Source organism: Erwinia aphidicola, from assembly GCF_014773485.1.
GTDB lineage: Bacteria > Pseudomonadota > Gammaproteobacteria > Enterobacterales > Enterobacteriaceae > Erwinia > Erwinia aphidicola.
Genome location: NZ_JACXBP010000003.1, coordinates 538968 through 565088, shown reverse-complemented (window position 1 = coordinate 565088; position 26121 = coordinate 538968). Strand labels below are relative to the sequence as shown.

The 26121-nt window shown below is 58.5% G+C and carries 18 protein-coding genes; 15 read left to right on the top strand and 3 right to left on the bottom strand.

The window, feature by feature from the left end:
* The first annotated feature begins 175 nt into the window (after positions 1-175).
* Both pepB and sseB read left to right on the top strand, forming a co-directional pair.
* Positions 176-1465, top strand: a complete 1290-nt coding sequence (gene pepB, locus ID864_RS09815; protein WP_048915168.1) for an aminopeptidase PepB — start codon at positions 176-178, stop codon at positions 1463-1465.
* Between the two features lie 108 nt (positions 1466-1573).
* Complete coding sequence (sseB, locus tag ID864_RS09810; RefSeq protein ID WP_048915169.1) at positions 1574-2353, top strand: enhanced serine sensitivity protein SseB; 780 nt, start codon at positions 1574-1576, stop codon at positions 2351-2353.
* Between the two features lie 92 nt (positions 2354-2445).
* Here sseB and sseA read toward each other — a convergent pair whose 3' ends face one another.
* Positions 2446-3300 (bottom strand): 3-mercaptopyruvate sulfurtransferase, encoded by an 855-nt coding sequence (sseA, locus tag ID864_RS09805; protein WP_099753538.1) that lies wholly within the window; start codon positions 3298-3300, stop codon positions 2446-2448.
* A 184-nt stretch (positions 3301-3484) separates the two neighbouring features.
* Between sseA and ID864_RS09800 the strand changes: the two genes are divergently transcribed.
* From ID864_RS09800 to ID864_RS09740, 13 genes are all read left to right on the top strand, one after another.
* Positions 3485-9445 (top strand): alpha-2-macroglobulin family protein, encoded by a 5961-nt coding sequence (locus ID864_RS09800; protein ID WP_191149775.1) that lies wholly within the window; start codon positions 3485-3487, stop codon positions 9443-9445.
* Positions 9442-11757, top strand: a complete 2316-nt coding sequence (gene pbpC, locus ID864_RS09795) for a penicillin-binding protein 1C (protein WP_048915171.1) — start codon at positions 9442-9444, stop codon at positions 11755-11757. Before ID864_RS09800 ends, pbpC begins: the two co-directional genes overlap by 4 nt.
* 220 nt (positions 11758-11977) lie before the next feature.
* Positions 11978-12409, top strand: coding sequence for a nucleoside-diphosphate kinase (ndk, locus tag ID864_RS09790; RefSeq protein WP_048915172.1), 432 nt, complete (start codon positions 11978-11980; stop codon positions 12407-12409).
* Positions 12410-12581: 172 nt separating this feature from the next.
* Positions 12582-13751, top strand: coding sequence for a bifunctional tRNA (adenosine(37)-C2)-methyltransferase TrmG/ribosomal RNA large subunit methyltransferase RlmN (locus ID864_RS09785; protein ID WP_048915173.1), 1170 nt, complete (start codon positions 12582-12584; stop codon positions 13749-13751).
* Between the two features lie 87 nt (positions 13752-13838).
* Positions 13839-14570 carry a type IV pilus biogenesis/stability protein PilW gene (gene pilW, locus ID864_RS09780; protein ID WP_191149774.1) on the top strand — a complete coding sequence of 244 codons (732 nt, stop codon included), beginning with the start codon at positions 13839-13841 and terminating at the stop codon, positions 14568-14570.
* Positions 14560-15573: a cytoskeleton protein RodZ gene (gene rodZ, locus ID864_RS09775; RefSeq protein ID WP_099753530.1), complete on the top strand. Its 1014-nt coding sequence runs from the start codon at positions 14560-14562 to the stop codon at positions 15571-15573. The genes pilW and rodZ overlap by 11 nt, the downstream gene beginning before the upstream one ends.
* Before the next feature lie 40 nt (positions 15574-15613).
* Complete coding sequence (gene ispG / locus ID864_RS09770) at positions 15614-16735, top strand: flavodoxin-dependent (E)-4-hydroxy-3-methylbut-2-enyl-diphosphate synthase (protein ID WP_048915176.1); 1122 nt, start codon at positions 15614-15616, stop codon at positions 16733-16735.
* Between the two features lie 63 nt (positions 16736-16798).
* Entirely contained in the window at positions 16799-18076 is a 1278-nt protein-coding gene (gene hisS / locus ID864_RS09765) for a histidine--tRNA ligase (protein WP_191149773.1), read from the top strand.
* Between the two features lie 34 nt (positions 18077-18110).
* The gene (locus tag ID864_RS09760; RefSeq protein WP_191149772.1) at positions 18111-18731 is read left to right on the top strand and encodes a YfgM family protein; all 621 of its coding nucleotides are present in this window, start codon (positions 18111-18113) and stop codon (positions 18729-18731) included.
* Between the two features lie 41 nt (positions 18732-18772).
* Positions 18773-19954 carry an outer membrane protein assembly factor BamB gene (gene bamB / locus ID864_RS09755; protein WP_048915179.1) on the top strand — a complete coding sequence of 394 codons (1182 nt, stop codon included), beginning with the start codon at positions 18773-18775 and terminating at the stop codon, positions 19952-19954.
* Positions 19955-20136: 182 nt separating this feature from the next.
* Positions 20137-21636, top strand: coding sequence for a ribosome biogenesis GTPase Der (der, locus tag ID864_RS09750; protein WP_048915180.1), 1500 nt, complete (start codon positions 20137-20139; stop codon positions 21634-21636).
* 105 nt (positions 21637-21741) lie between these two features.
* The gene (locus ID864_RS09745; RefSeq protein WP_048915181.1) at positions 21742-21966 is read left to right on the top strand and encodes a zinc ribbon domain-containing protein; all 225 of its coding nucleotides are present in this window, start codon (positions 21742-21744) and stop codon (positions 21964-21966) included.
* 258 nt (positions 21967-22224) lie between these two features.
* Positions 22225-24660 carry a glucose/quinate/shikimate family membrane-bound PQQ-dependent dehydrogenase gene (locus ID864_RS09740; protein WP_048915182.1) on the top strand — a complete coding sequence of 812 codons (2436 nt, stop codon included), beginning with the start codon at positions 22225-22227 and terminating at the stop codon, positions 24658-24660.
* 71 nt (positions 24661-24731) lie between these two features.
* Here ID864_RS09740 and ID864_RS09735 read toward each other — a convergent pair whose 3' ends face one another.
* Entirely contained in the window at positions 24732-25058 is a 327-nt protein-coding gene (locus tag ID864_RS09735) for a protealysin inhibitor emfourin (RefSeq protein WP_048915183.1), read from the bottom strand.
* Positions 25055-26071 carry a M4 family metallopeptidase gene (locus tag ID864_RS09730; RefSeq protein ID WP_191149771.1) on the bottom strand — a complete coding sequence of 339 codons (1017 nt, stop codon included), beginning with the start codon at positions 26069-26071 and terminating at the stop codon, positions 25055-25057. The genes ID864_RS09735 and ID864_RS09730 overlap by 4 nt, the downstream gene beginning before the upstream one ends.
* Positions 26072-26121 lie beyond the last annotated feature (50 nt).

The following is a 26121-nucleotide window of genomic DNA, read 5'->3' as shown; positions in this document are numbered from 1 at the left end:
GGAAATTTCTGGCCCGTTTTGCATTGGTGCCGCCGCTCAGAGCACCTGACGAAAACATCCCTGACATATTTCTGTTAGTCTGACTCAACAAATTCGAATAGCATCCGTCTGCGCAATAGATCGCAGAGGCCGGGCAGACCCGGTCCACAAGACAAAAATGGTAAGGAGCCATGCGATGACCACCCCGATGAACATTACCCTGTCCACGGCAGCAGCCGACCCACGCTGGGGCGAAAAAGCCACCCTCAGCAGCAATGACGCGGGTATGACAATCCACCTGACCGGCAGCGACCCGCTGGTCACCATCCAGCGCGCGGCGCGTAAGCTTGACGGCCAGGGCATTCGCCACGTTAGCCTGAGCGGCGACGGCTGGGATCTGGAAAGCAGCTGGGCATTCTGGCAGGGCTATAAAAGCCCGAAAGGCGAGCGCGAAGTGCAGTGGCCTGCGCTGAGCGAGGCTGACCAGAAAGAGTTGAACAGCCGCCTGCAGACCATCGACTGGGTGCGCGACACCATTAACCTGCCGGCTGAAGAGCTCGGCCCGGAGCAGCTGGCCACGCGTGCCATCGATCTGCTGTGCGCCGTTGCCTGCGATGACGTCAGCTACCGCATTACTAAAGGCGACGATCTCAAAGCGCAAAAATACATGGGCTTGCATACGGTTGGCCGGGGTTCCACGCGTAGCCCGGTACTGCTGACGCTGGATTACAACCCGGGCGGCAGCGATGACACCCCGGTTTATGCCTGCCTGGTGGGTAAAGGCATCACCTTTGATACCGGCGGCTACAGCCTGAAGCAGAGCGCCTTTATGGACTCAATGAAGTCCGACATGGGTGGGGCCGCTACCCTGACCGGCGCTCTGGCGCTGGCGATCGCTCGCGGCCTGAAAAAGCGCGTGAAGCTGATCCTGTGCTGCGCGGACAATATGGTGAGCGGCAATGCTTTTAAGCTGGGCGATATCATTCACTACCGCAATGGCAAAACCGTTGAAGTGATGAACACCGATGCCGAAGGTCGTCTGGTGCTGGCCGATGGTTTGATCGACGCCAGCGCCTTAACGCCTGAGCTGATCATTGATGCGGCTACGCTGACCGGCGCGGCGAAAACGGCGCTGGGTAACGACTATCATGCGCTGTTCAGCTTCGACGATGCGCTGTCTGACTCGCTGATGAGCAGTGCAAAAGGTGAGAACGAACCGTTCTGGCGCCTGCCGCTGGCTGAGTTCCACCGCAGCCATCTGCCGTCGAACTTCGCCGATCTGAATAACATCGCCAGCCCCGCGCACTCGGCCGGTGCCAGCACTGCGGCGGCTTTCCTGTCGCACTTTGTCACTGACTATAAGCAGGGCTGGCTGCACATCGACTGCTCCGCGACCTACCGTAAAGGCGCAGTGGACCAGTGGTCCGCCGGTGCTACCGGGCTGGGCGTGCGCACCGTCGCTAACCTGCTGTTAAGCCGCGGATAAGTACCCGGGGCGACCGGAAAAAATGGTCGCCCCCTACACGTATCGTATGATGTCGTAGGGGCGGACCCTCTTTTTCGGTGCGCCCGCTTCTTATTCTGGAATATCTCAATGAACGATCTTAATTCGCGCCTGGAAGAAGTGCTGAAACTGGCCGCTACGGAGCCGGCACACCGCCCGGAGTTTTTCTCGCTGCTGCTGGATGCCAGCGTGGTGGTGCCGGGGGAAAGTGCGCAATCCGGGCAGGCGATTGATGCCAGCACGCCGGTGGATTTACAGCACTGGGAAAAAGAGGACGGCACCAGCATTATCCCGTTCTTTACGTCAGCAGAAGCGCTGGAGCAGGCCGTCAGTGGCGAACAGGCTTACCTGGTGATGCCGGTGCGTACCCTGTTTGAAATGACCCTCGGAGAGGCGCTGTTCCTCAATCCGAAATTGCCGAACGGCAAAGAGTTTTCACCGCGTGAAATTGCCCATCTGCTGGGTGATGACAGTAATGCCCTGAGCCAGCAGACGGTGCTGGAGGGCGGTACGGCGCTGCTGCTGTCGGAGGTCGCTGAGCCGCCTGCACAGATGGTGGACTCTCTGACCCAGCTGTTTGCCAAATATAAGTCAGTGCGCCGCGCCTACCTCGCGCATATCAAAGAGCGTGCCGACCAGCCGGCCAACCTACTGATTGGTATTGAAGCCGATGGCGACGTCGAGGCGATTATTCAGGCGGCGGGCAGCGTGGCAACGGATACGCTGCTGGAAGATGAACCGATTGATATCTGCCACGTTGTAGAAGGGGAGAAGGGCATCAGCCACTTCTTTATTGCCCATATCACCCCGTTTTACGAGCGGCGCTGGGGCAGTTTCCTGCGTGATTTTAAAGTGAAGAATATCGATTGAAATACGGGGATGTTGCGGGCGAACCAAAAAAAGGGTCCGCCCCTACTCGTAGGGGGCGATCCTCTCTTTCGATCGATCCGCGGCGGTCAGCCCTAAAGTGAATCATTCACCCGCGGCAGATCCTGGCGCGTGCCCCATTCGCCCCAGGAACCGTCATACAGCGCTACGTTTTTCACGCCCAGGCTGGTCAGTGCCAGAATCACCACGACCGCCGTCACCCCGGAACCACAGCTGGCTATCACCGGCTGCGACAGATCCACCCCCTGCTGGCTGAAAATCTCACCCAGCTCTTGCGCCGGTTTTAAGCGACCTTCGCTCACCAGTGAGTTCCACGGTACGTTCAGGCTGCCCGGAATTCTGCCACGTAGCAGGCCAGGGCGCGGCTCGTCCACTTCACCGTGGAAACGATTGGCGGCGCGGGCGTCAACGATCTGCGCGCCACCTTCATGGCTGACCAGCAGAACATCGGTGATGCGCTTAATCTCGCCTTCACCCGGTGCCACTTCAAACTCGCCTTCCGGCAGTTCAACCGCACCGCTGGCCAGCGGCAGCTCTGCCTGCTTCCAGCCTGCCAGGCCTCCGGCGAGAATCGACACCTGAGAGACGCCGAAATAGCGCAGCATCCACCAGGCGCGCGGGGCGGAAAACAGATTGCCCTCATCGTAGACCACCAGATGTTTATCGCTGTTCACGCCCAGCTCACGCATCGCCACGGCGAAGGTTTCACCGCGCGGCATCATATGTGGGTAGGGGCTGGTGTGGTCGGACAGCGCTTCAATATCAAAAAGCGGCGCATCCGGCAGGTGTGCTGCCCGGTACTCAGCGCTGAGGTCGCGGGTTTTCTCCTGGCCTGGCGGCAACATGCGCGCATCCAGAATCTGCACATTGTCATCATCGAGATGCTCCGCCAGCCAGTCAGCGGAAACAAACAGAGAAAGAGTCGTCATAGCGGCCTCGCAGTCAGTCAAAATATGAAGCTGAGTTTCAGCCATTTCATGCGCTATCACAAGGGTAAATCACTGCATTCAGAGCAGGCGCTCAAATCCGGCAAAATGTTGCTGTCGCAGATAGATATTGCACGGATAAACAATTACTCTTTGACCAGTTTTGTTACACGGAAGGTTCTCACCGATGGATGTGCTCAAGTTTCTGCTCCGCCTGCCTTTTATCCTGGTCAATGCGCTGTGCTGGCTGATCTGCCTGCTGCTGCGTTTACTGGGGCGAATTTTGCGCCCGCTGCTGGGCGAGGTTAACTGGCGCGCTCCCGTCTGGGTTGCCCCGCTGAAAAACGGCTTCCAGCGGCTGGAGCAGGGCGTGAACCGCCATCCTAAAGCCATTACCGCCAGCCTGCTGCTGCTGCTGGCGATGGCTGCTGCGGCCTTCTATGGCTGGCACGAGTGGCAGAACCGGCCAAAACCCATTGAGGTTGCGCCGCTGGCCGTCCAGCATAGCCAGGTCAGCGCCGTCAACCCCTCTGCCGTGGATTACAGCCAGGCAAAACCCGCAGTGCAAACCCTCACGCTGCGCTTTAATCAGTCGGTGGCCCCGGTCACGCGGGTGGGCAAAACCGTCACTGACGGCATAACCCTGAAACCGGCCCTGAAGGGCGGCTGGCAGTGGCAGAATGCCTGGACGCTGACCTTTACCCCAGAGCAGCCGCTGCCACTGGGCGCGGGCTACGATGTCACCCTCAAACCGGAAACCCTGCTGGCGCCCCAGATCCGCATCGATAAAACGGACTACCACTTCAGCACCCCGGCCTTCGACTATCAGGTGGCTTCTACCGAGTATTATCAGGATCCGCAGGACAGCAGCCAGCACAGCGCCATCTTCAATATTAAATTTAACGCGCCTGCCGATGTGCAGAGCGTGGAGAAACAGCTGTCGCTCGGGCTGACCAGTGCCAAAGGTCAATCTGAGCAGCCGCTAAAATTCAGCGTCACCTGGGATGAAAAGAAACTGAACGCCTGGGTGCGCTCTGCGCCGCTGCAGCCGATGGATCATGGCGGCTTCGTTCATCTCAAGGTGAATGGCAGCGTGAAGTCCTCGCACCCCGGCAATGAAGCCGGGCGCAAAGCCGAAGCCTGGGTGACGGTGCCGAATCTCTACAGCCTGAGCGTCAGCGATATCAGTGCGATGGTGGTCGATAAAGCGGGCAGCCAGGGCGAGCGCGCGCTGATCCTCTCCTTTAGCGATGCGGTGCGCGATAGCGATATTAATAAAGCGGTTCGGGTCTGGCTGCTGCCGCAGCACGATCCGCGCCATCCTGATGAGCAAGAGACTCACTGGGATCGGCAGGAGGTCGATCAAGCGGTCATCAACCAATCAGCACCGCTGCCGCTCAGCCTGAACGATGCGGAAGAGAGCTATCAGCCGCAGTTCAGCTTTAAATTTGATGCCCCGGCCAGCCGTTGGCTGCTGGTGGAGGTCAATGCCGCCATGACCTCCAGCGGCGGCTACAAAATGCCGGAAAAAGTCTGGCGCGTGGTGCAGGTGCCGGACTATCCGCAGCTGCTGCGCTTCGCCGCCGAGGGATCCCTGCTGTCCGTGAAGGGGGATAAGCGCATCAGCGTGGCCGCGCGCAACGTTCCGGGCCTGCGGGTTGACATTAAACGCGTGATCCCCAGCCAGCTACAGCACATCGTTTCGTTCAAAAGTCGTGAATTCGCTTCGGCCGATTTCAATCGTCTGAACGATGAATACTTTACCGAGCACTTCCGCTACCAGACGGCGGTCAATAATAGTCACCCGGGGGAGGTGAGCTATCAGGGCGTTGATCTGTCGCGCTACCTCTCGACTGACGCCAAATCGCATCGCGGCATTTTCCTGCTGACCTTATCGCAGTGGACACCGGGTCAGAAGGATCAGGAACCTGCAGAAGATGAGTACCAGGAGGAGGACGCTGCCGCAGAGAGTGTGGGTGATTCACGCTTTGTGGTGGTGACCGATCTGGGCATTATTGCCAAGCGCTCGCAGGATAAGACTCGCGATCTGTTCGTGCAGTCGATAGGCAGCGGCGAGCCGGTTGCGGGCGCGCAGGTATCGGTGGTGGCGAAAAACGGTGAGAAGATAATGAGCCGCGTCACCGGCAGTGATGGTCACGTCAGCTTCCCGTCGCTGGAGGTTTACACCAACGAGCGCCAGCCGGTGATGTTCCTGGTGGAAAAAGAGGGGGATGTCTCCTTCCTGCCGACCGGGCGCGACAACGATCGCGGCCTCGATTTCTCCCGCTTTGACGTCTACGGTGATGCCACGCCTGACGACAAGCGCACGCTCAGCAGCTATCTGTTTTCAGACCGCGGCGTTTACCGCCCTGGCGATACCTTTAATATCGGCCTGATTACCCGTTCCGCCGACTGGGCCGTCCCGGTGACGGGGGTGCCCGTGCGGGCAGAAATTCATGACCCACGCGACAAGCTGATGCGCACCGTGCCGCTGACGCTGACGGCGAGCGGCTTCAACGAGCTGAGCTTTACCACGGCAGAAAACGCGCCGACCGGCGAATGGAATATCTACCTCTATCTGCCGGGCAAGGATGAAGACTCTACGCGCCTGCTTGGCAGCACCTCGGTCAACGTCAAAGAGTTCGAGCCGGACCCGCTGAAGGTTAAGCTGACGCTGACGCCAGACCAGCAGCAGGGCTGGGTGAAGCCGGACCAACTGAAGGCCAGTATCGACGTGCAGAATCTGTTTGGTACCCCGGCGCAGAAGCTGCGCGTGGCGTCAAAACTGACTCTGCGCCCGGTCTATCCGGCCTTCGATCGCTATGCCGATTACGCCTTCTATGAAGCGCGATCCGCCAGCGACGGCTATGAGACCGAGCTGGAAGAGAGCACCACCGATGACAAAGGCCAGGCGGCCATCAAGCTCGATCTCAGCGCATGGGGCGAGTCAACTTATCAGCTGAAGCTGCTGTCCGAAGCCTTTGTCGCGGGCAGCGGTCGCTCGGTGGCTGCGACCGCCCGCACGCTGGTCTCGCCATATGATTATTTGATCGGCGCGAAGGCCGATGGCGACCTGGGTTATATCCGTCAGAATGCGCTACGCAACGTTAATCTGATCGCCATTAATCCGGCGCTGGATACCATTGCGCTCAGCGGCCTGAAGCTGCAGCTGCTGCAGCAGAAATATCTGTCGGTGCTGACGCGACAGGAATCCGGCGTGTATAAATACCAGTCGAAGCTGAAAGAGATCCCGGTTTCTGAGATCGCGCTCGATCTGCCTGCCAGCGGCCATAGCCTGGCGCTGGCGACCGACAAGCCCGGCGATTACGTGCTGGTGGTGCAGGATGCGAAAGGGGCAGTGCTCAACCGCATCGCCTACAGCGTGGCCGGGGAAGCGAACCTGACGCGCTCGCTCGACCGCAATGCCGAGCTGAAAATGAAGCTGGATCGGGCCCAGTATCTGCCAGGTGATGAAATTGAAGTGGCGATCAACGCACCCTACACCGGCAGCGGGTTAATCACCATAGAGAAAGACCGCGTCTACAGCTGGCAGTGGTTCCATACCACCACCACTAACTCAGTGCAGAAGATCCGCATTCCGTCAGAGCTGGAAGGTAACGCCTATATCAACGTGCAGTTTGTGCGTGATATCAACTCCGACGAGATATTTATGAGCCCGCTGAGCTATGGCGTAATGCCGTTCAAAATCAGCAATGCGGCGCGCAAAAACAGCCTTAGCCTGACCAGCCCTGAGTTGCTGAAGCCAGGGCAGAACCTGACCATTGATGTCAAAACCGATGGCCCACAGCAGGTGGCGGTGTTTGCGGTAGATGAAGGGATCCTGCAGGTGGCGCGCTATCGCCTGACCGATCCGCTCGACTACTTCTTCCGCAAGCGCGAACTGAGCGTGGAAAGCTCACAGATCCTCGACCTGATCCTGCCGGAGTTCAGCAAACTGATGTCGCTGACCTCGGCACCGGGCGGTGACGGGGCAGAAGGGATGGATCTCCACCTCAATCCGTTTAAGCGCAAGCGTGACAAACCGGTGGCTTACTGGTCCGGCATCACCGAAGTCAACGGCATCAGGCAGTTTACTTATCCGCTGCCGGACTACTTCAATGGCAAAATCCGCGTGATGGCGATTTCGGTCACGGCGGATAAAATCGGTAAAGCGCAGACCGCCACTACCGTGCGTGATGATTTTATCCTGACGCCGAACGTGCCGTCGATGGTGGCGCCGGGCGATGAGTTTGACGTCAGCGTTGGGGTGAGCAACAACCTCAGCGGCCAGAGTGCAGAGCCGCTGCCGATTGCGGTGCAGCTTACGCCACCGCCGCAGCTGGAAGTGGTCGGCAGCGCGCAGCAGTCGCTGAGCCTGGCCGCCAGACATGAAGGCATGGTGAGTTTCCGCCTGCGGGCCAAAGCCGAACTGGGCGATGCACCGCTGCAGTTCAGCGCCAGCTTCGGCGACAAAACCAGCCGGCGCACCATCAGCACCTCGGTACGCCCGGCGATGCCGTTCCGCGTCCAGACGGTGATGGGGCGCATGAACGGTAGCAGCCAGCAGGTCGACAACCTGCGCCAGATGTTTGGCGCTTACGCTCAGCGTCAGGCCGCAGTGTCGAACTCGCCGCTGGTGCTGACCCGTGGATTAGCCAGCTATCTGGCTGACTACCCGTACTACTGCTCCGAACAGATTGTCAGCCAGTCGATCCCGCTGCTGTTGCAGAGTGAGCACCCGGAACTGCGCGGCGCGCTGGATGCAGATAAAGTGCGTCAGCAGCTGAAGGGCATTCTCGACGTGCTGCGCTCGCGCCAGAACGCTGACGGCGGAATTGGCCTGTGGGTGGCTTCACCGCAGGTTGACCCGTTTGTTACTCCTTACGTGGTGCAGTATCTGCTGGAAGCACGCGCCGCAGGCTACCCGCTGCCCAGCGGGATGTTGGAGGAGGCTAACGTGGCGCTGCGCACCCTGGCGGCCAGCGGTTATGAAGATCTCTATCACCTGCGTCTGCGTGCCTGGGCGGTCTATCTGCTGACGCGCCAGGGTGAAATCACGACCAGCGCGCTGGCTTCAGTACAGGAGACGCTGCAAAAGCGCTTCCCGCAGAGCTGGAGTTCCGATCTCAGCGCGCTCTACCTGGCCTCGTCGTGGAAGTTACTGAAAGCCGATGATGAAGCCAACCGCCTGCTGCAACCGACCTGGCAGGCGCTGAGCAAATCCTGGGATAACAGTTGGTGGACCAATAACTATTACGATCCGCTGGTGACGGACGCTACGCGGCTGTATCTGATTACCCGCCACTTCCCGGAGAGAGTCTCCGCCGTGCCGCCGCAGGTACTGGAAAATATGGTGCAGGCGCTGCGTGAACAGCGCTACACCACCTTCTCCGCCGGGATGAGCATTCTGGCGCTGGAGAGCTACTCCGCACAGGTGGCGCAGCAGAACGATCCGGCCGCGCTGAGCATCAGCCAGCAGGAACGCGGCAGCAAAGTGCCGCAGCTCATCTCCACGCTGCAGGGCCGCTTCGCGCAGGGGCAGTTCACTGCGGCTGCCAGCGCCGTGCAGTTCAGTAATCAGGGCGATGCACCTGCCTGGTATGTGGTCACTCAGGCAGGGTACGATCTGGCTGCACCGCAGCAGGCGGTGGCGAAAGGGCTGGAGATTAGCCGGGATTACACCGATGCCGCAGGCAAAGAGGTCAGCAAGGTGACGCTGGGGCAGACGATTAACGTGCGCCTCAAGATCCGCGCCAATGCAAACCAGGCGCTGAGCAACCTGGCGATAGTCGACCTGCTGCCGGGCGGTTTTGAGGTGGTGCAGCAAACGCCACCCGCGCCGGAAAACGACGCTGAAGAGCCGTCGGGCGAAACCTCTTCCGCCTGGCAGTCTCCGCTGGCGGCCAATGGCTCCTCCTGGTCGCCGGACTACAGCGATATTCGCGAAGATCGGGTCATTATTTACGGTAGCGCGACGAAAGATCTGCAGGAGTTTGTCTACCAGATCAAAGCCACCAACACCGGCAGCTTCACCATCCCGCCTGCCTATGGTGAAGCGATGTACGATCGCGATATTCAGGCGATGTCGGCGGCGCAGGGGAAAATCGAGGTGGTGGCGGCTGAAGCACCGTCTGCAGCGTCACGATGAAACGCCTGCTGCAAAATCTGGCAGTAGCGCTGGGGCTGCTGGCGCTGCTGCTAATCGGTTTTCGTCTGTGGCCTCACCCGCCGCTCTCGCAGGGCATCCCACTCTCTACCGCCTGGTATGACCGCCACGGTACGCTGCTGCGCCTCTCGCTTGCCAGCGACGACCGCTATCGACAGTGGACGCCGCTGGAGCAGGTTTCTCCGCTGGCGGTGCGTGGGCTGCTGCTGCATGAGGACCGCTGGTTCTGGTACAACCCCGGTTTTAATCCCCTCAGTCTGGTGCGCGGTTTCTGGCGCAGCTATGTGGCGGGCGGGCGGCTTCAGGGCGGCTCCACCATCACCATGCAGCTGGCGCGCATGCACTGGCAGCTGAATACCCGTTCGCCCGGCGGCAAGCTGATGCAGGTGCTGCGCGCCGTGCAGCTCGAGCTGAGCTACTCCAAACACGATATTCTCGAAGCGTATCTCAACGCCGCGCCCTATGGCCGCAACATCGAGAGCATCGGCGCCGCCAGCCTGATCTATTTTGCTAAACCGCCGTCTCAGCTGACGCTGGCCGAAGCCCTGACTCTTGCGGTACTGCCGCAGTCGCCGAGCCTGCGCATGAATCCGCGCAGTGACGAAGCCAGCCCGCCGTTGATGCAGGCTCGAAACCGCCTGTTTCAGCGCTGGCAGCAGCATTATGCAACGGATGCCAGCCAGCGAGCGCTGTTCAGCCTGCCGCTGGCGCTGCGCCAGCCGCAGGATTTGCCGTTTATCGCGCCGCATTTTATTGAGCAGCTGCAAAATGGAGAACGTCAGCCGCGCGTTGACACCACGCTTGATGCCGGGCTGCAGCGGCTGGTGGAGCAGCAGGTGCGGGCGTTTATCCGGCGCAATCAGAGTCGCGGCATTCATAACAGCGCCGTACTGCTGGTGGATACGCGCGACATGGGCGTACGCGCGCTGGTCGGCTCGGCGGATTATGACAACCGGCAGATTCAGGGGCAGGTTAACGGCACCACCGCCAAACGTTCACCGGGCTCAGCACTCAAGCCGTTTATCTACGCGCTGGGCATGGAGCAGGGCGTACTGCACCCGATGACGGTGCTGAAGGACGTGCCTTCATCATTTGGCAGCTATGCGCCGGAAAATTTTGACCGCCGCTTTCTCGGCCCGGTTACCGCCACCGATGCACTGAACTTCAGCCGCAATATTCCGGCGGTGGCTATTGCCTCGCAGCTGCGCCAGCCCAGCTTCTATCAGTTCCTGCAGCTGGCCGGCGTCAGCAATATGGCGAGTGAAAAACATTATGGTCTTTCGCTGGTGCTCGGCGGCGGGGAAGTGACGGCGCAGGAGCTGGCTAAGCTGTACGCCATGCTGGCAAACCGTGGCGAACTGCGCGACCTGCGCATGCGCGAGCAGGCACCTGTGCCGCCGGCCTTTCGCCTGCTGAGTGAGGAGGCCAGCTTTATGACGCTGGACATTCTGCGCCAGCATCGTCGCCCGGGTGACACTCTGGCGCAGCGGCCCGCGTCACTGCCGGTGTACTGGAAGACCGGCACCTCCTGGGGATTCCGCGATGCGTGGAGCGTCGGGATTTTCGGTCCGTACGTGCTGGTGGTGTGGCAGGGTAACTTTGCCGGGCAGGGCAATGAGGCCTTTGTCGGGGTGGAAGCGGCCGCACCGCTGTTTTTCAATATCATCGACAGCGTGGTGGCGAGCTACCCCCAGCTGAAAGAGCCGCAGCACCGTTTCCCGCCGCAGCTGAAAAGGGTGGAGATCTGTCTGCCGAGCGGCAACCTGCCAACGCAGTGGTGTCAGCAACGCGGGCGCAGCTGGTTTATTCCCGGCAAATCGCCGATCAAAGTCGACACGGTTTACCGCCCGCTGCGCATCGATAACCACAGCGGTGAGGTGGCCTGTGCGCCGTGGGACCCGCAGCAGACGCACGTTGAGGTGTTTGAGTTCTGGCCCTCTGACCTGGCGAACGTTTTCGCGCTGGCAGGGTTACCGAAACGCCCGCCGCCCGCTACGCAGTGCCAGCAGGGCGCCGTGGGGGGAGACGCGCCGCGCATCACCTCGCCGCAGAAAAACATCACCTATACGCTGCGCCAGTCGCAGCAGGGGCGTGACAAACTCAGCTTTAGCGCGGTGACGGATGCCGACAGCAGCAGCGTCTACTGGTTTATCGACGATATCTTCCTCGGCAGCAGTGCCAGTAAAGTGCCGCTCGACTGGCGGCCAACAAGGCCGGGTAAATACAGAGTCCGTGCGGTGGACGATCGCGGGCGTGCCGACAGCCGTCTGATTCATGTCGAATTAATTCGTTAATTTCAGACAGAACCCTGGCCGCAGTGATGGTCATCATTCGCCGCGCTGCGTAAAATAGCGCCAGCTGGGGCAAATTTCCCGCGATGGTGGTCGAGTTTTTCAATAAATTATTGAATCTTCGATAGGCATCCATCGCGATGCCCCCTATAATCTGCGGCCATTTTCCCGGCCGGGAACACCGTTTTCGCGGCTACATTCGAAAGATAAGACAGGGGTCAACATGACTATTGAGCGTACATTCTCCATCGTAAAGCCTAACGCTGTGGCAAAAAACGTGATCGGCGCAATCTTCAACCGTTTTGAAAGCGCTGGCTTCAAAATCGTTGGCAGCAAAATGCTGCACCTGAGCAAAGAGCAGGCTGAAGGTTTCTACGCTGAGCACCAGGGTAAGCCATTCTTCGATGGTCTGGTTGAATTCATGACCTCAGGTCCGGTAGTGGTTTCAGTGCTGGAAGGCGAAAATGCCGTACAGCGTCACCGTGACCTGATGGGCGCAACTAACCCAGCTAACGCACTGGCTGGCACCCTGCGTGCAGACTACGCGGACAGCTTCACCGAGAACGCGACCCACGGTTCAGATTCTGCTGAATCTGCTGCTCGTGAAATCGCTTACTTCTTCGGCGAAAACGAAGTGTGCCCGCGCACCCGTTAATTCGGTTGCCTGGCCTGCAGCAGGGTTTACAAATTAATTCGCTATAGTGCTTTAACCCTGTGAAGGTCATGAGTACAATAATGCGCCCCGGGAGTTCGCTCTCCGGGGCGCTTCTATTTTATTCACTTCAAACCCAGCGCCATAACGTGTAACAACGAGGCCAGAGAATATTATGTCCGAACTTATTGTGACTCCGTCGTCCGCTTCACCTGCCGTCGTAACGCCAAAAAAAGAGAAAATTAACCTGCTCGATCTCAATCGTCAGCAGATGCGTGAGTTTTTTGCCAGCATGGGTGAAAAGCCGTTTCGTGCCGATCAGGTGATGAAGTGGATCTACCACTACTGCTGTGATGACTTCGACGAGATGACCGACATCAACAAGGTCTTCCGTAACAGGCTGAAGGAAGTTGCGGAAATCCGCGCGCCGGAAGTGGCTGAAGAGCAGCGTTCCTCCGATGGCACCATCAAGTGGGCTATCCAGGTCGGCGGCCAGCAGGTCGAAACTGTCTATATTCCAGAAAAAGATCGCGCCACCCTGTGTGTCTCTTCCCAGGTGGGCTGTGCGCTGGAGTGCAAATTCTGTTCCACCGCGCAGCAGGGCTTTAACCGCAACCTGCGCGTGTCGGAAATCATCGGTCAGGTGTGGCGCGCGGCGAAAATTATCGGCGCGGCCAAAGTCACCGGCCAGCGCCCGATCACCAACGTGGTGATGATGGGGATGGGCGAGCCGCTGCTGAACCTGAATAACGTGGTTCCGGCGATGGAAATCATGCTGGACGACTTCGGCTTTGGCCTGTCGAAACGCCGCGTAACCCTGTCCACCTCCGGTGTGGTTCCGGCGCTGGATAAACTTGGCGATATGATTGACGTGGCGCTGGCGATTTCACTGCACGCGCCAAATGACACAATTCGTGACGAAATTGTGCCAATCAACAAAAAGTACAATATTGAGACCTTCCTGGCCGCGGTCAGCCGCTACATCGGCAAGTCAAATGCCAACCAGGGGCGTGTGACCATTGAGTACGTGATGCTCGACCACATCAATGACAGCACGGATAACGCCCATGAACTGGCCGCGCTGCTGAAAAATACACCCTGTAAGATCAACCTGATCCCATGGAACCCCTTCCCAAGCGCACCCTATGGTCGTAGTTCGAACAGTCGCATCGATCGCTTCTCTAAAGTGTTGATGGATTACGGTTTTACTACTATTGTGCGTAAGACCCGCGGTGATGATATCGATGCCGCCTGCGGCCAGCTGGCCGGGGAAGTGATCGACCGCACCAAGCGCACGCTGAAAAAGAAAATGGCCGGTGAAGCCATCTCTGTGAAGGCGATCTGAAACCCGGTGTTTTCCTGCCCTGCAGCGTGTTGACTCTGTAAACATTGGCGTAGCATAAGCCGCGAATGGATACAGGGAGAAACAGGGATGCGGGCAGGTTTAATCGTGGGTTTAGCGCTGTCGCTGCTGGTGGGGTGCCAAACTTCACCGCAGCGTAAAGCACTGGTAGAGACGCGCATACAGCTAGGCCTGGCCTATCTGCTGCGGGGGGATAATGAAGCGGCTCGCCGCAATTTGCAGCGGGCGCTGGCATTGGCGCCAAAAGATTACCGAACCCAGCTGGCAATGGCGCGTTATCAGCAGCAGATGGGGGAGCAGAGCCAGGCGCAGCAGCATTATCGCCGCGCGCTGAAACTTGCACCGCAAAACGGCTATGTGCTTAATAATTACGGTGCGTTTCTCTGCGGTTTAGGGCAGTATGATGCGGCACAACGGCAGTTCAGCAGGGCCATTGCAGATTCAGCAGACGGACTTCGTGCCGATACGCTGGAAAACTCGGGCTACTGTTTTTTGAATGCCGGGCAGCAAGAGAAAGCGCGTTATGCGCTGGCGGATGCGGTGCAGACCGATCCTGCTAAGGGAATGCCTATGCTGGCAGAAGCCGAAAGGCGATTTGGAAAGGGGAGATGCTCAGACTCGCGCCTCCTGTTAGATGTTTATCAACACAACTTTCCTGTTTCTGCGGAAAGTCTGTGGTTAGAGATTCGCTTCGCCGCGCAGGCCAACCAGCCCGATGATGTACAGCGTTATGGGGCGCAACTTGCGCGAATTTTTCCACAATCGATACAGCACCAGCATTTTTTAGCTAATGAATACTGAAGCCACTGAAGACAAATCCAACGTAAATTCAACAGGCGAGCGCCTGCGCAGCGCCCGTGAACAGATGGGCCTGACTCAGCAGAACGTTGCTGAGCGCCTCTGCCTGAAACTTTCCACCGTCCGCGATATTGAAGAGGACAAGTCGCCTGCCAATCTGGCATCGACCTTCCTGCGTGGTTATATCCGTTCTTACGCACGCCTGGTTCGCGTGCCGGAAGAAGAACTGCTGCCGATGATGGCTAAACAAGCCCCGGTCAGAGCCGCAAAAGTTGAACCGATGCAAAGTTTCTCCCTCGGCAAGCGCCGCAAAAAACGTGATGGCTGGTTGATGATCTTCACCTGGCTGGTGCTGTTTGTGGTGGTGGGCCTGACGGGCGCCTGGTGGTGGCAGAATCATAAAGCCGCTCAGGACGATCTGGTCTCGATGGCCGATCAGAATGCGCCTGCGGAAGGGGAGAGCGGCAACGGGCAGTCTATTCCGTTGACTGACGGTAATGCCAGCAGCAGTGCGGATACCAGCGGCCAGTCGGTGCCGATGGATATGGCACCAAGCCAGGCTCCGGCGGATACCAGCAGCGCGCCTGCTGCTACCCCGGCCGATAACGCTCCGGCTGCCAGTGCTCAGGCACCGGCAGCAAACACCCAGGCTGCCAACTCGCAGCCTGCGGTGGTATCTCCAGCGCAGGCACCGGTTGATAGCGCTGCCAACGGTCAGCTACCTACCAGCAGCGCCGGCGTCAGCCAGCCTGCTGCCGATCCGAATGCGGTTATCATGAACTTCTCCAGCGATTGCTGGCTGGAAGTGACTGATGCTGCCGGTAAAAAACTGTTCAGCGGCATTCAGCGTAGCGGTGGTAAACTGAGCCTCGCCGGTACGGCTCCTTATCGCCTGAAGATTGGTGCCCCGGCTGCAGTACAGATCGAGTATCAGGGTAAGCCTGTTGATCTGAGTCGTTTTATCCGTACTAACCAGGTTGCTCGCCTGACTTTAGGTGCGCAATAACGCATCTTTTTCTGGTCGCGAGTAATTGTGGAGAAAGAATATGCATAACGAAGCACCCATTACCCGTCGCAAATCTAAACGTATTTACGTCGGCAAGGTGCCTGTGGGCGACGGTGCCCCAATCGCCGTTCAGTCCATGACCAATACCCGAACGACTGACGTCGCTGCTACGGTCGCCCAGATCAAGGCACTTGAGCGCGTTGGCGTTGATATCGTGCGCGTTTCCGTGCCAACCATGGATGCCGCCGAAGCCTTCCGCCTGATCAAACAGCAGGTTAACGTCCCGCTGGTTGCTGATATCCACTTCGACTACCGCATTGCCCTGAAAGTCGCCGAATATGGCGTCGACTGCCTGCGTATTAACCCGGGCAATATCGGCAATGAAGAGCGCATCCGCTCGGTGGTCGACTGCGCCCGCCACTACAACATTCCGATCCGCATCGGGGTGAACGGCGGATCGTTGGAAAAGGATCTGCAGGAAAAATACGGTGAGCCGAATCCGCAAGCGCTGCTGGAATCGGCGATGCGTCATGTGGATATCCTCGACCGCCTGAACTTTGACATGTTCAAAGTCAGCGTGAAAGCTTCCGATGTGTTCCTTGCCGTCGAGTCGTATCGCCTGCTGGCTAAGCAGATCGATCAGCCGCTGCACCTCGGGATCACCGAAGCCGGTGGCGCCCGAGCCGGTGCGGTGAAGTCCGCCATTGGCCTTGGCCTGCTGCTGTCTGAGGGCATTGGTGACACGCTGCGTATCTCGCTGGCGGCGGACCCGGTAGAAGAAGTGAAAGTCGGTTTCGATATCCTGAAATCACTGCGCATCCGTTCCCGCGGCATTAACTTCATCGCCTGCCCAACCTGTTCCCGTCAGGAGTTTGACGTGATCGGCACGGTGAATGCGCTGGAAGAGCGGCTGGAAGATATCATTACGCCGATGGATATTTCGATTATCGGCTGCGTGGTTAACGGCCCGGGTGAAGCCACGGTATCGACCATGGGCGTCACCGGCGGCAACAAGAAAAGTGGTTTCTACGAAGATGGCGTGCGTCTGCGCGAGCGTCTCGACAACGACAATATGATTGACCAGCTGGAAGCGCGCATTCGTGCTAAAGCCACCATGCTGGATGAATCGCGCCGGATCACCATCCAGCAGGTCGAAAAATAATCTGTAGGGGGCGACCTGCTGTGCCGGTCGTCCCTTACTGCATGAAATTGATGAGAGAAATCAGTGGCGAAGAATATCCAGGCCATTCGTGGCATGAACGACTATTTACCGGCTGACACCGTGGTGTGGCAGCGTATTGAACAGATCCTTAAGCAGGTTCTGGGCAGCTACGGCTTTAGCGAAATCCGCTTGCCGATTGTAGAGCAGACCCCGTTATTCAAGCGCGCTATCGGTGAAGTGACCGACGTGGTTGAAAAAGAGATGTATACCTTTGACGACCGCAACGGCGAAAGCCTGACGCTGCGCCCGGAAGGGACCGCAGGCTGCGTGCGCGCCGGCATTGAACACGGTCTGCTGTACAATCAGGAACAGCGTCTGTGGTACATCGGCCCGATGTTCCGCTACGAGCGCCCGCAGAAAGGCCGCTACCGCCAGTTCCACCAGATTGGTGCCGAAGTGTTTGGCCTGCAAGGCCCGGACATTGACGCTGAGCTGATCATGATGACTGCCCGCTGGTGGAAAGCGCTGGGCATCTCTGAGCATGTGCGCCTGGAGCTGAACTCTATCGGCTCGCTGGAAGCCCGCGCCAACTATCGCGATGCGCTGGTGGCCTTCCTGGAGCAGCACGTGGACGTGCTGGACGAAGACTGCAAGCGCCGCATGTACAGCAATCCGCTGCGCGTGCTGGACAGCAAAAACCCGGACGTGCAGGCGCTGCTGAACGATGCGCCAACGCTGAGCGATTATCTGGATGACGAGTCGCGCGAGCATTTCACCGGGCTGTGCAGCCTGCTGGATGCAGCGGGCATTGCTTACAGCGTGAACCAGCGCCTGGTGCGCGGCCTCGATTACTACAACCGCACCGTGTTTGAGTGGGTGACCAGCAGCCTGGGCGCGCAGGGCACGGTTTGTGCCGGTGGCCGCTACGATGGTCTGGTAGAACAGCTGGGTGGTCGTGCCACGCCGGCCGTGGGCTTTGCCATGGGGCTGGAGCGCCTGGTTCTGCTGGTACAGGCAGTTAACCCGGAATTTGAACCGACGCGCATTGTTGATGTCTATGTTATCGCTTCAGGCCAGGGCGTACAGAGTGCGGCGATGCTGCTGGCTGAACAGCTGCGTGACGCGCTGCCAGAGCTGAAGCTGATGACGAACTTTGGCGGTGGTAACTTCAAGAAGCAGTTTGCCCGTGCAGATAAGTGGGGAGCCCGCATCGCACTGGTACTCGGCGAGGACGAAGTGGCTAACGGCCAGCTGGTCATTAAAGATTTACGTAACGGCGAGCAGCAGACGCTGGCGCAGTGTGATGCTGCATCTACGCTGGCCTCGATGTTACAGCGCTAAGCCCTGACGGCACGATTTAAAGGAGTAGGATTGCGTGGAAGTATATAGCAACGAAAACGAGCAGGTAGATGCGCTGAAGAACTTCTTCGCACAGAACGGCAAAGCGCTGGTAGTTGGCGTGGTGCTGGGCGTGGGCGCATTGGTCGGCTGGCGTTACTGGAGCAGCCATCAGGACAGCGGTTCACGTGAAACCTCTGCGGCCTATCAGCAGGTGACCTCGTCACTGGATGCCAGCAAAACCGCCACGCTGGATGCCGCAGCGAAATTCGCCAGCGATAACAGCAACACTTACGGCGCGCTGGCTTCTCTCGACCTGGCGAAACGCTATGTTGATGCTAACCAGCTGGACAAAGCCGCAGCCCAGCTGCAGAGCGGTCTGAAAGATACCAAAGACGCCAATCTGCAGGCGATACTGAATCTGCGCCTGGCGCGCATTCAGCTGCAGCAAAAGCAGCCGGATGAGGTGCTGAAAACGCTGGAAAGCGTGAAAGGCGACGGCTGGACAGCGATCGTGGCTGACGTGCGCGGTGAAGCGCTGCTCAGCAAAGGCGACGCGAAGGGTGCACGCGATGCGTGGACTAAAGGCATTGATTCTGACGCCTCTTCGACGCTGAAAGAGATGCTGCAAATGAAAGTGAATAATCTGCCGGGCTAAAAAGCTCTAATATTTGGCCTTCAAGGCACAAGAGGGATTTCATGGAATTGCGTAAGTTACTTCTGCCGGGACTGATGTCAGTCACCTTACTTAGCGGATGTTCATGGTTTAGCGGTGAAGAAGACGTGGTTAAAATGTCGCCACTGCCAACCGTACAGAATCAGTTCGAGCCAGAGAAAGTCTGGAGCACCTCGGTGGGCAACGGAGTTGGAGATTTCTACTCTAACCTGCACCCGGCCTGGGCGGAAAATACCGTGTATGCGGCTGACCGTCATGGCATCGTCAAGGCGCTGAACTCCGGCGACGGCAAAGAACAGTGGAAAGTGGACCTGGCAGAAAAAACCGGTTTCTTCTCCAGCAATATCCCGGCGCTGCTCTCTGGCGGCCTGACCGTTGATGCCGGCCACGTCTACGTGGGCAGCGAGCGCGGGCAGGTTTATGCCCTGAACACCAGCGATGGCTCCGTTGCGTGGCAGACCAAAGCGGCCGGTGAAGTGTTATCCCGCCCGGTGGTCAGCGACGGCCTGGTGCTGGTTCACACCAGCAACGGCATGTTGCAGGGGCTTGATCAAACCAGCGGCAGCGTAAAATGGACCGTTAACCTCGACGTGCCGGCCCTGAGCCTGCGCGGTGAGTCAGCGCCATCGACCGCATTCGGCGCCGCCGTAGTGGGCGGTGATAACGGCCGCGTGAGCGCCGTGATCCTCAACCAGGGCCAGATTATCTGGCAGCAGCGTATTTCCCAGCCAAGCGGCGCGACGGAAATCGACCGCCTGGCCGATGTCGACACGACCCCGGTAATCGTCAATGGCGTGGTGTATGCACTGGCCTACAACGGTAACCTGACGGCGCTGGACCTGCGCTCCGGCCAGATCATGTGGAAGCGTGAAATCGGCTCGGTACACGATATGATCGTTGACGGTGGCCGCATCTATCTGGTGGATCAGGATGACCGCGTGATTGCCCTGAACACCGACGGTGGCGTAACCCTCTGGCGCCAGAGCGATCTGCTGCACCGTAACCTGACCTCCCCGGTGCTGTACAACGGCTACCTGGTGGTGGGTGATGCGGAAGGTTACCTGCACTGGCTTAACACCGACGATGGCCGCTTTGTGGCGCAGCAGAAACTGGACAGCTCCGGCTTCCAGACTGAGCCGGTGGTGGCCAGCGACAAGCTGCTGATCCAGTCCAAAGATGGTGAGGTTTACGCGATTACGCGTTAATCAGCTGCGATCGGCTACCCGTAGTCAGGGTAAAACGGCTCCTTGATCACAAGGGGCCGTTTTGTTTTATCCAAGGCGTGTTATTCTAGGCGCCATCGGCCTGAGTAGAGCGGCAGTTTATCTGCCTGCAGCGCGAATAAAATCGCAGCCAGGCGCTTATTTTTTAGTTATGAGGCTTCACTATGGTACCTGTGGTCGCGCTTGTCGGGCGTCCCAATGTGGGAAAATCCACCCTGTTTAACCGTTTAACGCGCACGCGAGATGCGCTGGTGGCGGATTTTCCTGGGCTTACTCGAGACCGCAAATATGGTCGCGCAGAAATTGAAGGGCGTGAGTTTATTTGTATCGATACCGGCGGTATCGACGGTAACGAAGAGGGCGTGGAAACACGCATGGCGGAACAGTCGCTGCTGGCGATTGAAGAAGCCGACGTGGTTCTGTTTATGGTCGATGCGCGTGCCGGGCTGATGCCTGCTGATACCGCCATCGCCAAGCACCTGCGCTCACGCGACAAGCCAACCTTTATCGTGGCGAACAAAACCGATGGTCTGGACGCGGACTCCGCCGTCACCGACTTTTGGTCGCTCGGCCTGGGGGAAATCCACGCGATTGCCGCGTCTCACGGGCGCGGCGTCACCAGCCTGCTGGAGCTGGTGCTGCTGCCGTGGATGGACGAAGTTGCCCCCGAAGCGGAGCTGACCGAAGAACAAGAGAACGAAGCCTACTGGGCGGAGTTTGCGGCGAAAGAAGCCAAAGCTAACGGCGAAGCGCCGGAAACTGAAGAGGATGATTTTAACCCGCTGGATCTGCCGATCAAGCTGGCTATCGTCGGGCGTCCAAACGTCGGTAAGTCAACGCTAACTAACCGTATTCTCGGTGAAGAACGCGTGGTGGTTTACGACATGCCGGGCACCACCCGCGACAGTATCTATATTCCAATGGAGCGTGACGGGCGTGAATATGTCCTGATCGATACTGCCGGGGTGCGTAAGCGCGGGAAAATTACCGAAACCGTGGAAAAATTCTCGGTCATCAAAACCCTGAAAGCGATTGAAGATGCCAACGTCGTGCTGCTGGTGATTGATGCTCATGAGGGGATTTCCGATCAGGATCTCTCGCTGCTCGGCTTTATCCTGAATAGTGGGCGCTCACTGGTTATCGTGGTTAACAAGTGGGATGGCCTGTCACAGGAGATCCGTGACGAAGTGAAAGAGCAGCTGGACTACCGTCTGGGCTTTATCGACTTCGCACGCATTCACTTTATCTCCGCCCTGCACGGCAGCGGCGTCGGTAACCTGTTTGAATCGGTGACCGAAGCCTACGACTGTTCAACCCGTCGCGTGAACACCTCCATGCTGACGCGCATCATGAACATGGCGGCCGACGACCATCAGCCACCTATGGTGCGCAGCCGCCGCGTGAAGCTGAAGTATGCCCACGCCGGGGGTTATAACCCGCCGATTGTGGTGATCCACGGTAACCAGGTGAAAGACCTGCCGGATTCCTACAAGCGCTATCTGATGAACTATTTCCGCCGCTCGCTGGAAATCATGGGTACGCCAATCCGTATTCAGTTCAAAGAGGGTGATAACCCGTACGAAGGCAAGCGCAACCTGCTGACGCCAAACCAGCAGCGTAAACGTCAACGCTTAATGAGCCATCTCAAAAAGAACAAACGTTGATCCGCAAGGGGGCCTGATGGCCTCGCCAGCGTGTAAAGTAGGGGTTGACCGCTTTTGGGGTCAACCCTTTGTTTTTGGTGCCGCGCTGAAGTAAAGGAGATGCCGATGTCACTTTCTTGCCCCGTTTGTCAGCACCCACTCACCGTCATGGCCGGGCAGTTTCACTGCGACTGCTGCCAGCGCGCTATCCCTGCTATTGCCTGCTGCCCCGACTGCCAGAAACCGTTACAGGTCCTTAAAGCCTGCGGCGCGGTCGACTATTTCTGCCAGCACGGTCACGGGCTGATCTCAAAGCAACGGCTGCTGCTGCTGCCCGCTGACACTCCGTAAACCCCGACAACTATCACCTTTATCATTCTGTGCGAATTTCGGTCTATAGTTATCAAAGATAGACGGCTTGTTAATTTTCTGTTTATTACATTATGAACCTGGTGGTACAATCCTGCCGTTTGTTACGGGTGCTCAGCCACGCCTGCCGTGAGTTACGAGCGTCAGCAACAAACGCAGGACGGGCCATCCCGTGAAACATGTTAATAAAAATAAGACGTTGAACATTGCTACGCCTTATTCTCCAGGAGTATTTCTGCTATGCCTCAATCAACTGCCGGGTCATCTAAATGGCTGGGCTTGTGGTGCTTCTTGCTGGGCTTAATTTTGCTGGCAACGGGCCTCTACTTTGTCATTGGTGGTGGGAAATTAGCCTCACTCGGTGGTAGCTGGTATTTCGTTATTGCCGGCATCCTCATCGTGATTTCCGCCGTTCAGTTCTTCCGCCGCAAATCTTCTGCGGTACTGATTTTTGCGCTGGTATTTATCGGTACCCTGATCTGGGCAGTGCAGGATGCTGGTCTCGACTTCTGGCAGCTGGTTTCGCGCCTGATGTTCCCGGCAGGCATGTTCCTGCTGGCGCTGATCACCTTCCCGGCACTGCGCAAGCGTGAGGGTAAAGCACCCGCTGCGAAAGTGGCCTATGGCCTGAGCGCGGTGATGGTGGTTGGCCTGCTGGCAACTGTGTATGGCATGTTCCAGCCGCATCCGACCGTGGCAGCAAACGGTCAGGAGCTGCCGCTGGTTCCGGTGGATAAATCCGCCGAGCAGAAAAACTGGGATAACTACGGCAACACCCCGGGCGGCAGCCGCTTTGTGGCGCTGGACCAGATCACCCGCGATAACGTGAAAGATCTGAAAGTGGCCTGGACTTTCCACACTGGCGATACGCCACTCAGCCCGGACGGTAACGGCGCAGAAGACCAGCAGACACCTCTGCAGGTCGGCAACACCGTATTCCTCTGTACTCCGCATAACAACGTGATTGCAGTGGAAGCCGACAGCGGCAAGCAGATCTGGAAAGCGGACATCAATGCGAAATCCTCGGTCTGGATGCGCTGCCGTGGCCTGGCTTACTTTGATGCTACCCAACCACTGACGCAGCCTAAAGTACCGGGATCTGTTCCTCCGGCGGCAATCGACCTGCCTGCCGGTGCGGCCTGTCAGCGCCGTATTCTGATGAACACCATCGACAGCCGTCTGATTGCCTTAGACGCTGATACCGGTAAGTTCTGTGCAGACTTCGGTAACAACGGCAGCGTTAACCTGCTGGAAGGTATGGGCGAAGCCAAAGATCCGAGCTACGTACTGACGTCGGCACCGACGCTGGCCGGCACCACCGTTGTGGTTGGTGGCCGCGTGGCGGACAACGTTAGCACCGATATGCCTGGCGGCGTGATGCGTGGCTTTGACGTCATCACCGGTAAAATGCGCTGGGCGTTCGACCCAGGCAAAGACGACCCGAATGCGATCCTGATGCCGGGCGAGCACTTCACGCGCAGCACGCCTAACTCCTGGGCACCCATGTCTTACGATCCCGATATGAACACCGTGTTCATTCCGATGGGCAGCTCGTCTGTTGACCTGTGGGGCGTCAATCGCACCAAGCTGGATCACAAATACGGTGCCTCCGTACTGGCCGTGGACGCCACCACCGGTAAAGAGAAGTGGGTTTATCAGACCGTGCATAACGATCTGTGGGACTTCGACCTGCCGATGCAGCCAAGCCTGATCAACTTCCCGCATAAAGATGGCAGCACCACGCCAGCGGTGGTCATTGGCACCAAGTCTGGTCAGATCTACGTGCTGGATCGTCAAACCGGCAAGCCGCTGACTGACGTGGTTGAACAGCCGGTTCCGCAGGCTAACATCCCGAACGAGCAGTATGCTAAAACCCAGCCGCGCTCAGTAGGCATGCCGCAAATCGGCAACGAAACGCTGACCGAGTCGGATATGTGGGGCGCCACGCCGTTTGATCAGCTGGCCTGCCGTATCAGCTTCAAATCCATGCGTTATTCCGGACTCTACACGGCGCCGGGTACCGATAAGTCACTCAGCTTCCCTGGCTCTCTGGGCGGGATGAACTGGGGTAGCCTGTCGACCGACCCGAACAATAACCTGATCTTCGTCAACGATATGCGCCTGGGCCTCTGGCAGCAGATGGTGCCAGCAGCGCCAGCGAAAGATGGTGCGGTCAGTAACGGTGGTGAAGCCGTGAATACCGGCATGGGCCTGGTGCCGATGAAAGGCACGCCGTACGCGGTGAATAAAAACCGCTTTATGTCGCCGCTGGGCATTCCTTGCCAGAAGCCGCCGTTCGGTACGCTGTCGGCGATCGACATGAAGACGCAGAAAATCGTCTGGCAGGTGCCAGTCGGTACCGTGCAGGATACCGGTCCATTTGGTATCAAAATGCGTGCGCCAATGCCGGTTGGTATGCCAACTCTGGGCGGCACGCTGGCAACCCAGGGTGGCCTGGTGTTCATCGCAGGCACTCAGGATTACTACCTGCGCGCCTTCGATACCTCTACCGGTAAAGAAGTGTGGAAAGCCCGTCTGCCTGTGGGCAGCCAGGGTGGCCCAATCAGCTACAAATCACCGAAAACCGGTAAGCAGTACATCCTGATCTCCGCAGGCGGCGCTCGTCAGTCGCCGGACCGTGGTGATTACGTGATCGCTTACGCACTGGACAACTAACGGCAGCGGCCTGGCCGCTAACCCGATGTCACGCATACCCCTTCAGCGATGAAGGGGTATTTTTTTGCCTGTTAGCCATCGCGCCACAGCGATTCCAGCTCCGGCGGCGCCAGCTGTTCGGGGATCAGTATCACGATAGCGCCTGCGGACTGCTGCGTGCTGTAGCTAATCTGAATACGAAAATAGCGCTGGTCGCCGCGCCCCAGCGCGGCCTGGTGGTCTTCCGGTTCGCCCAGCGGAAGCGCCTGGCGCATCACCTCGCACACCCGCTCTTTCTGCGCTGCCGCCAGCTGCGACAGCGCAAAACGGCGTGGCTCAGCCAGCTTAGGTATCAGGGCAAAGCCCCCTTCACGCGCCACATCGATAATCGCGTCATCGCTTAATTCTGGCTGTTTCATGTCAGCACACCCACCTGTTTCCAGGCCTCCTCAATCGCCGCCGCCGTGGCCTGGTTAAAGCGTTTCTCGCCGTGGCGAATAGTGAACTGCGCGAAGGTTTTGAAATCGGCATTCTGCGGCAGCGTTTTATCGCAGACCGTATCGTACCAGGCATAGCCCGCCAGCTCCCACGCGAAGCCACCCAGCGCCACGGCGGCCAGGTAGAAGGCGCGGTTAGGGATGCCGGAATTAAGGTGCACGCCGCCGTTATCGTCGCGTGTCTGAATGTAATCGCGCATATGGCCGGGCTGGGGATCTTTACCCAGCAGCGGATCGTCGTAGGCGGTGCCCGGCTCGGACATCGAGCGCAGGCCGCGCCCCTTAATCCCCTCCGCCAGCAGCCCCTCGCCAATCAGCCAGTTGGCCTGGTCGGCACTCTGCTGCAGGTGATACTGCTTGACCAGCACGCCGAACACATCGGACAGCGACTCGTTGAGCGCCCCGGCCTGTTCGAAATAGATCAGCCCGGCCTCGGTTTCCGTCACGCCGTGCGCCAGCTCGTGGCCCACCACATCGAGTGCGATGGTAAAGCGATTAAAGATTTCGCCATCGCCGTCACCAAACACCATCTGCTGCCCGTTCCAGAAGGCATTCTGGTAATCCTTACCGTAATGGACCGTGCCAAGCAGCGTCAGACCCTTGTTATCCAGGGAGTTGCGCTGGTAGGCGTTCCAGAAAAAATCATAGGTAATACCGAGGTAGTCCCAGGCTTCGTTCACCGCCACATCGCCGGCGGCGGGCTGGCTGGCACTGCGCACCAGCGTGCCCGGCAGGCTCTGCGTCTGCCCGGCATCGTAGATTTCACGCTCTACGCTGCCCGGCGTGGCGGTGGTGGCTGAGTGCGGCGTCTGCCAGCTCTCATTCATCAGGGTCTGTACGTGGGTCAACGTCTGACGCGCACAGCTCTGCTGGCGGGAAGAACCGTGGTCAATAATCTTGCGCAGGATATACGGGGGGATCACGCCATAAGGCATAACAGGCTCCTTGCTTAACGAGGAATGTCAGACAAGTATAGTTTCGCGTG

Excerpts from the sequence above, each read along its gene's own strand:
- bamB (WP_048915179.1), top strand. The coding sequence starts at position 18,773 with ATGGAATTGCGTAAGTTACTTCTGCCGGGACTGATGTCAGTCACCTTA.
- ID864_RS09785 (WP_048915173.1), top strand. The coding sequence starts at position 12,582 with ATGTCCGAACTTATTGTGACTCCGTCGTCCGCTTCACCTGCCGTCGTA.
- ispG (WP_048915176.1), top strand. The coding sequence starts at position 15,614 with ATGCATAACGAAGCACCCATTACCCGTCGCAAATCTAAACGTATTTAC.
- ID864_RS09800 (WP_191149775.1), top strand. The coding sequence starts at position 3,485 with ATGGATGTGCTCAAGTTTCTGCTCCGCCTGCCTTTTATCCTGGTCAAT.
- ID864_RS09740 (WP_048915182.1), top strand. The coding sequence starts at position 22,225 with ATGCCTCAATCAACTGCCGGGTCATCTAAATGGCTGGGCTTGTGGTGC.
- der (WP_048915180.1), top strand. The coding sequence starts at position 20,137 with ATGGTACCTGTGGTCGCGCTTGTCGGGCGTCCCAATGTGGGAAAATCC.
- sseA (WP_099753538.1), bottom strand. The coding sequence starts at position 3,300 with ATGACGACTCTTTCTCTGTTTGTTTCCGCTGACTGGCTGGCGGAGCAT.
- rodZ (WP_099753530.1), top strand. The coding sequence starts at position 14,560 with ATGAATACTGAAGCCACTGAAGACAAATCCAACGTAAATTCAACAGGC.
- pbpC (WP_048915171.1), top strand. The coding sequence starts at position 9,442 with ATGAAACGCCTGCTGCAAAATCTGGCAGTAGCGCTGGGGCTGCTGGCG.
- sseB (WP_048915169.1), top strand. The coding sequence starts at position 1,574 with ATGAACGATCTTAATTCGCGCCTGGAAGAAGTGCTGAAACTGGCCGCT.
- pepB (WP_048915168.1), top strand. The coding sequence starts at position 176 with ATGACCACCCCGATGAACATTACCCTGTCCACGGCAGCAGCCGACCCA.
- ID864_RS09745 (WP_048915181.1), top strand. The coding sequence starts at position 21,742 with ATGTCACTTTCTTGCCCCGTTTGTCAGCACCCACTCACCGTCATGGCC.
- ID864_RS09735 (WP_048915183.1), bottom strand. The coding sequence starts at position 25,058 with ATGAAACAGCCAGAATTAAGCGATGACGCGATTATCGATGTGGCGCGT.
- pilW (WP_191149774.1), top strand. The coding sequence starts at position 13,839 with ATGCGGGCAGGTTTAATCGTGGGTTTAGCGCTGTCGCTGCTGGTGGGG.
- ndk (WP_048915172.1), top strand. The coding sequence starts at position 11,978 with ATGACTATTGAGCGTACATTCTCCATCGTAAAGCCTAACGCTGTGGCA.
- ID864_RS09730 (WP_191149771.1), bottom strand. The coding sequence starts at position 26,071 with ATGCCTTATGGCGTGATCCCCCCGTATATCCTGCGCAAGATTATTGAC.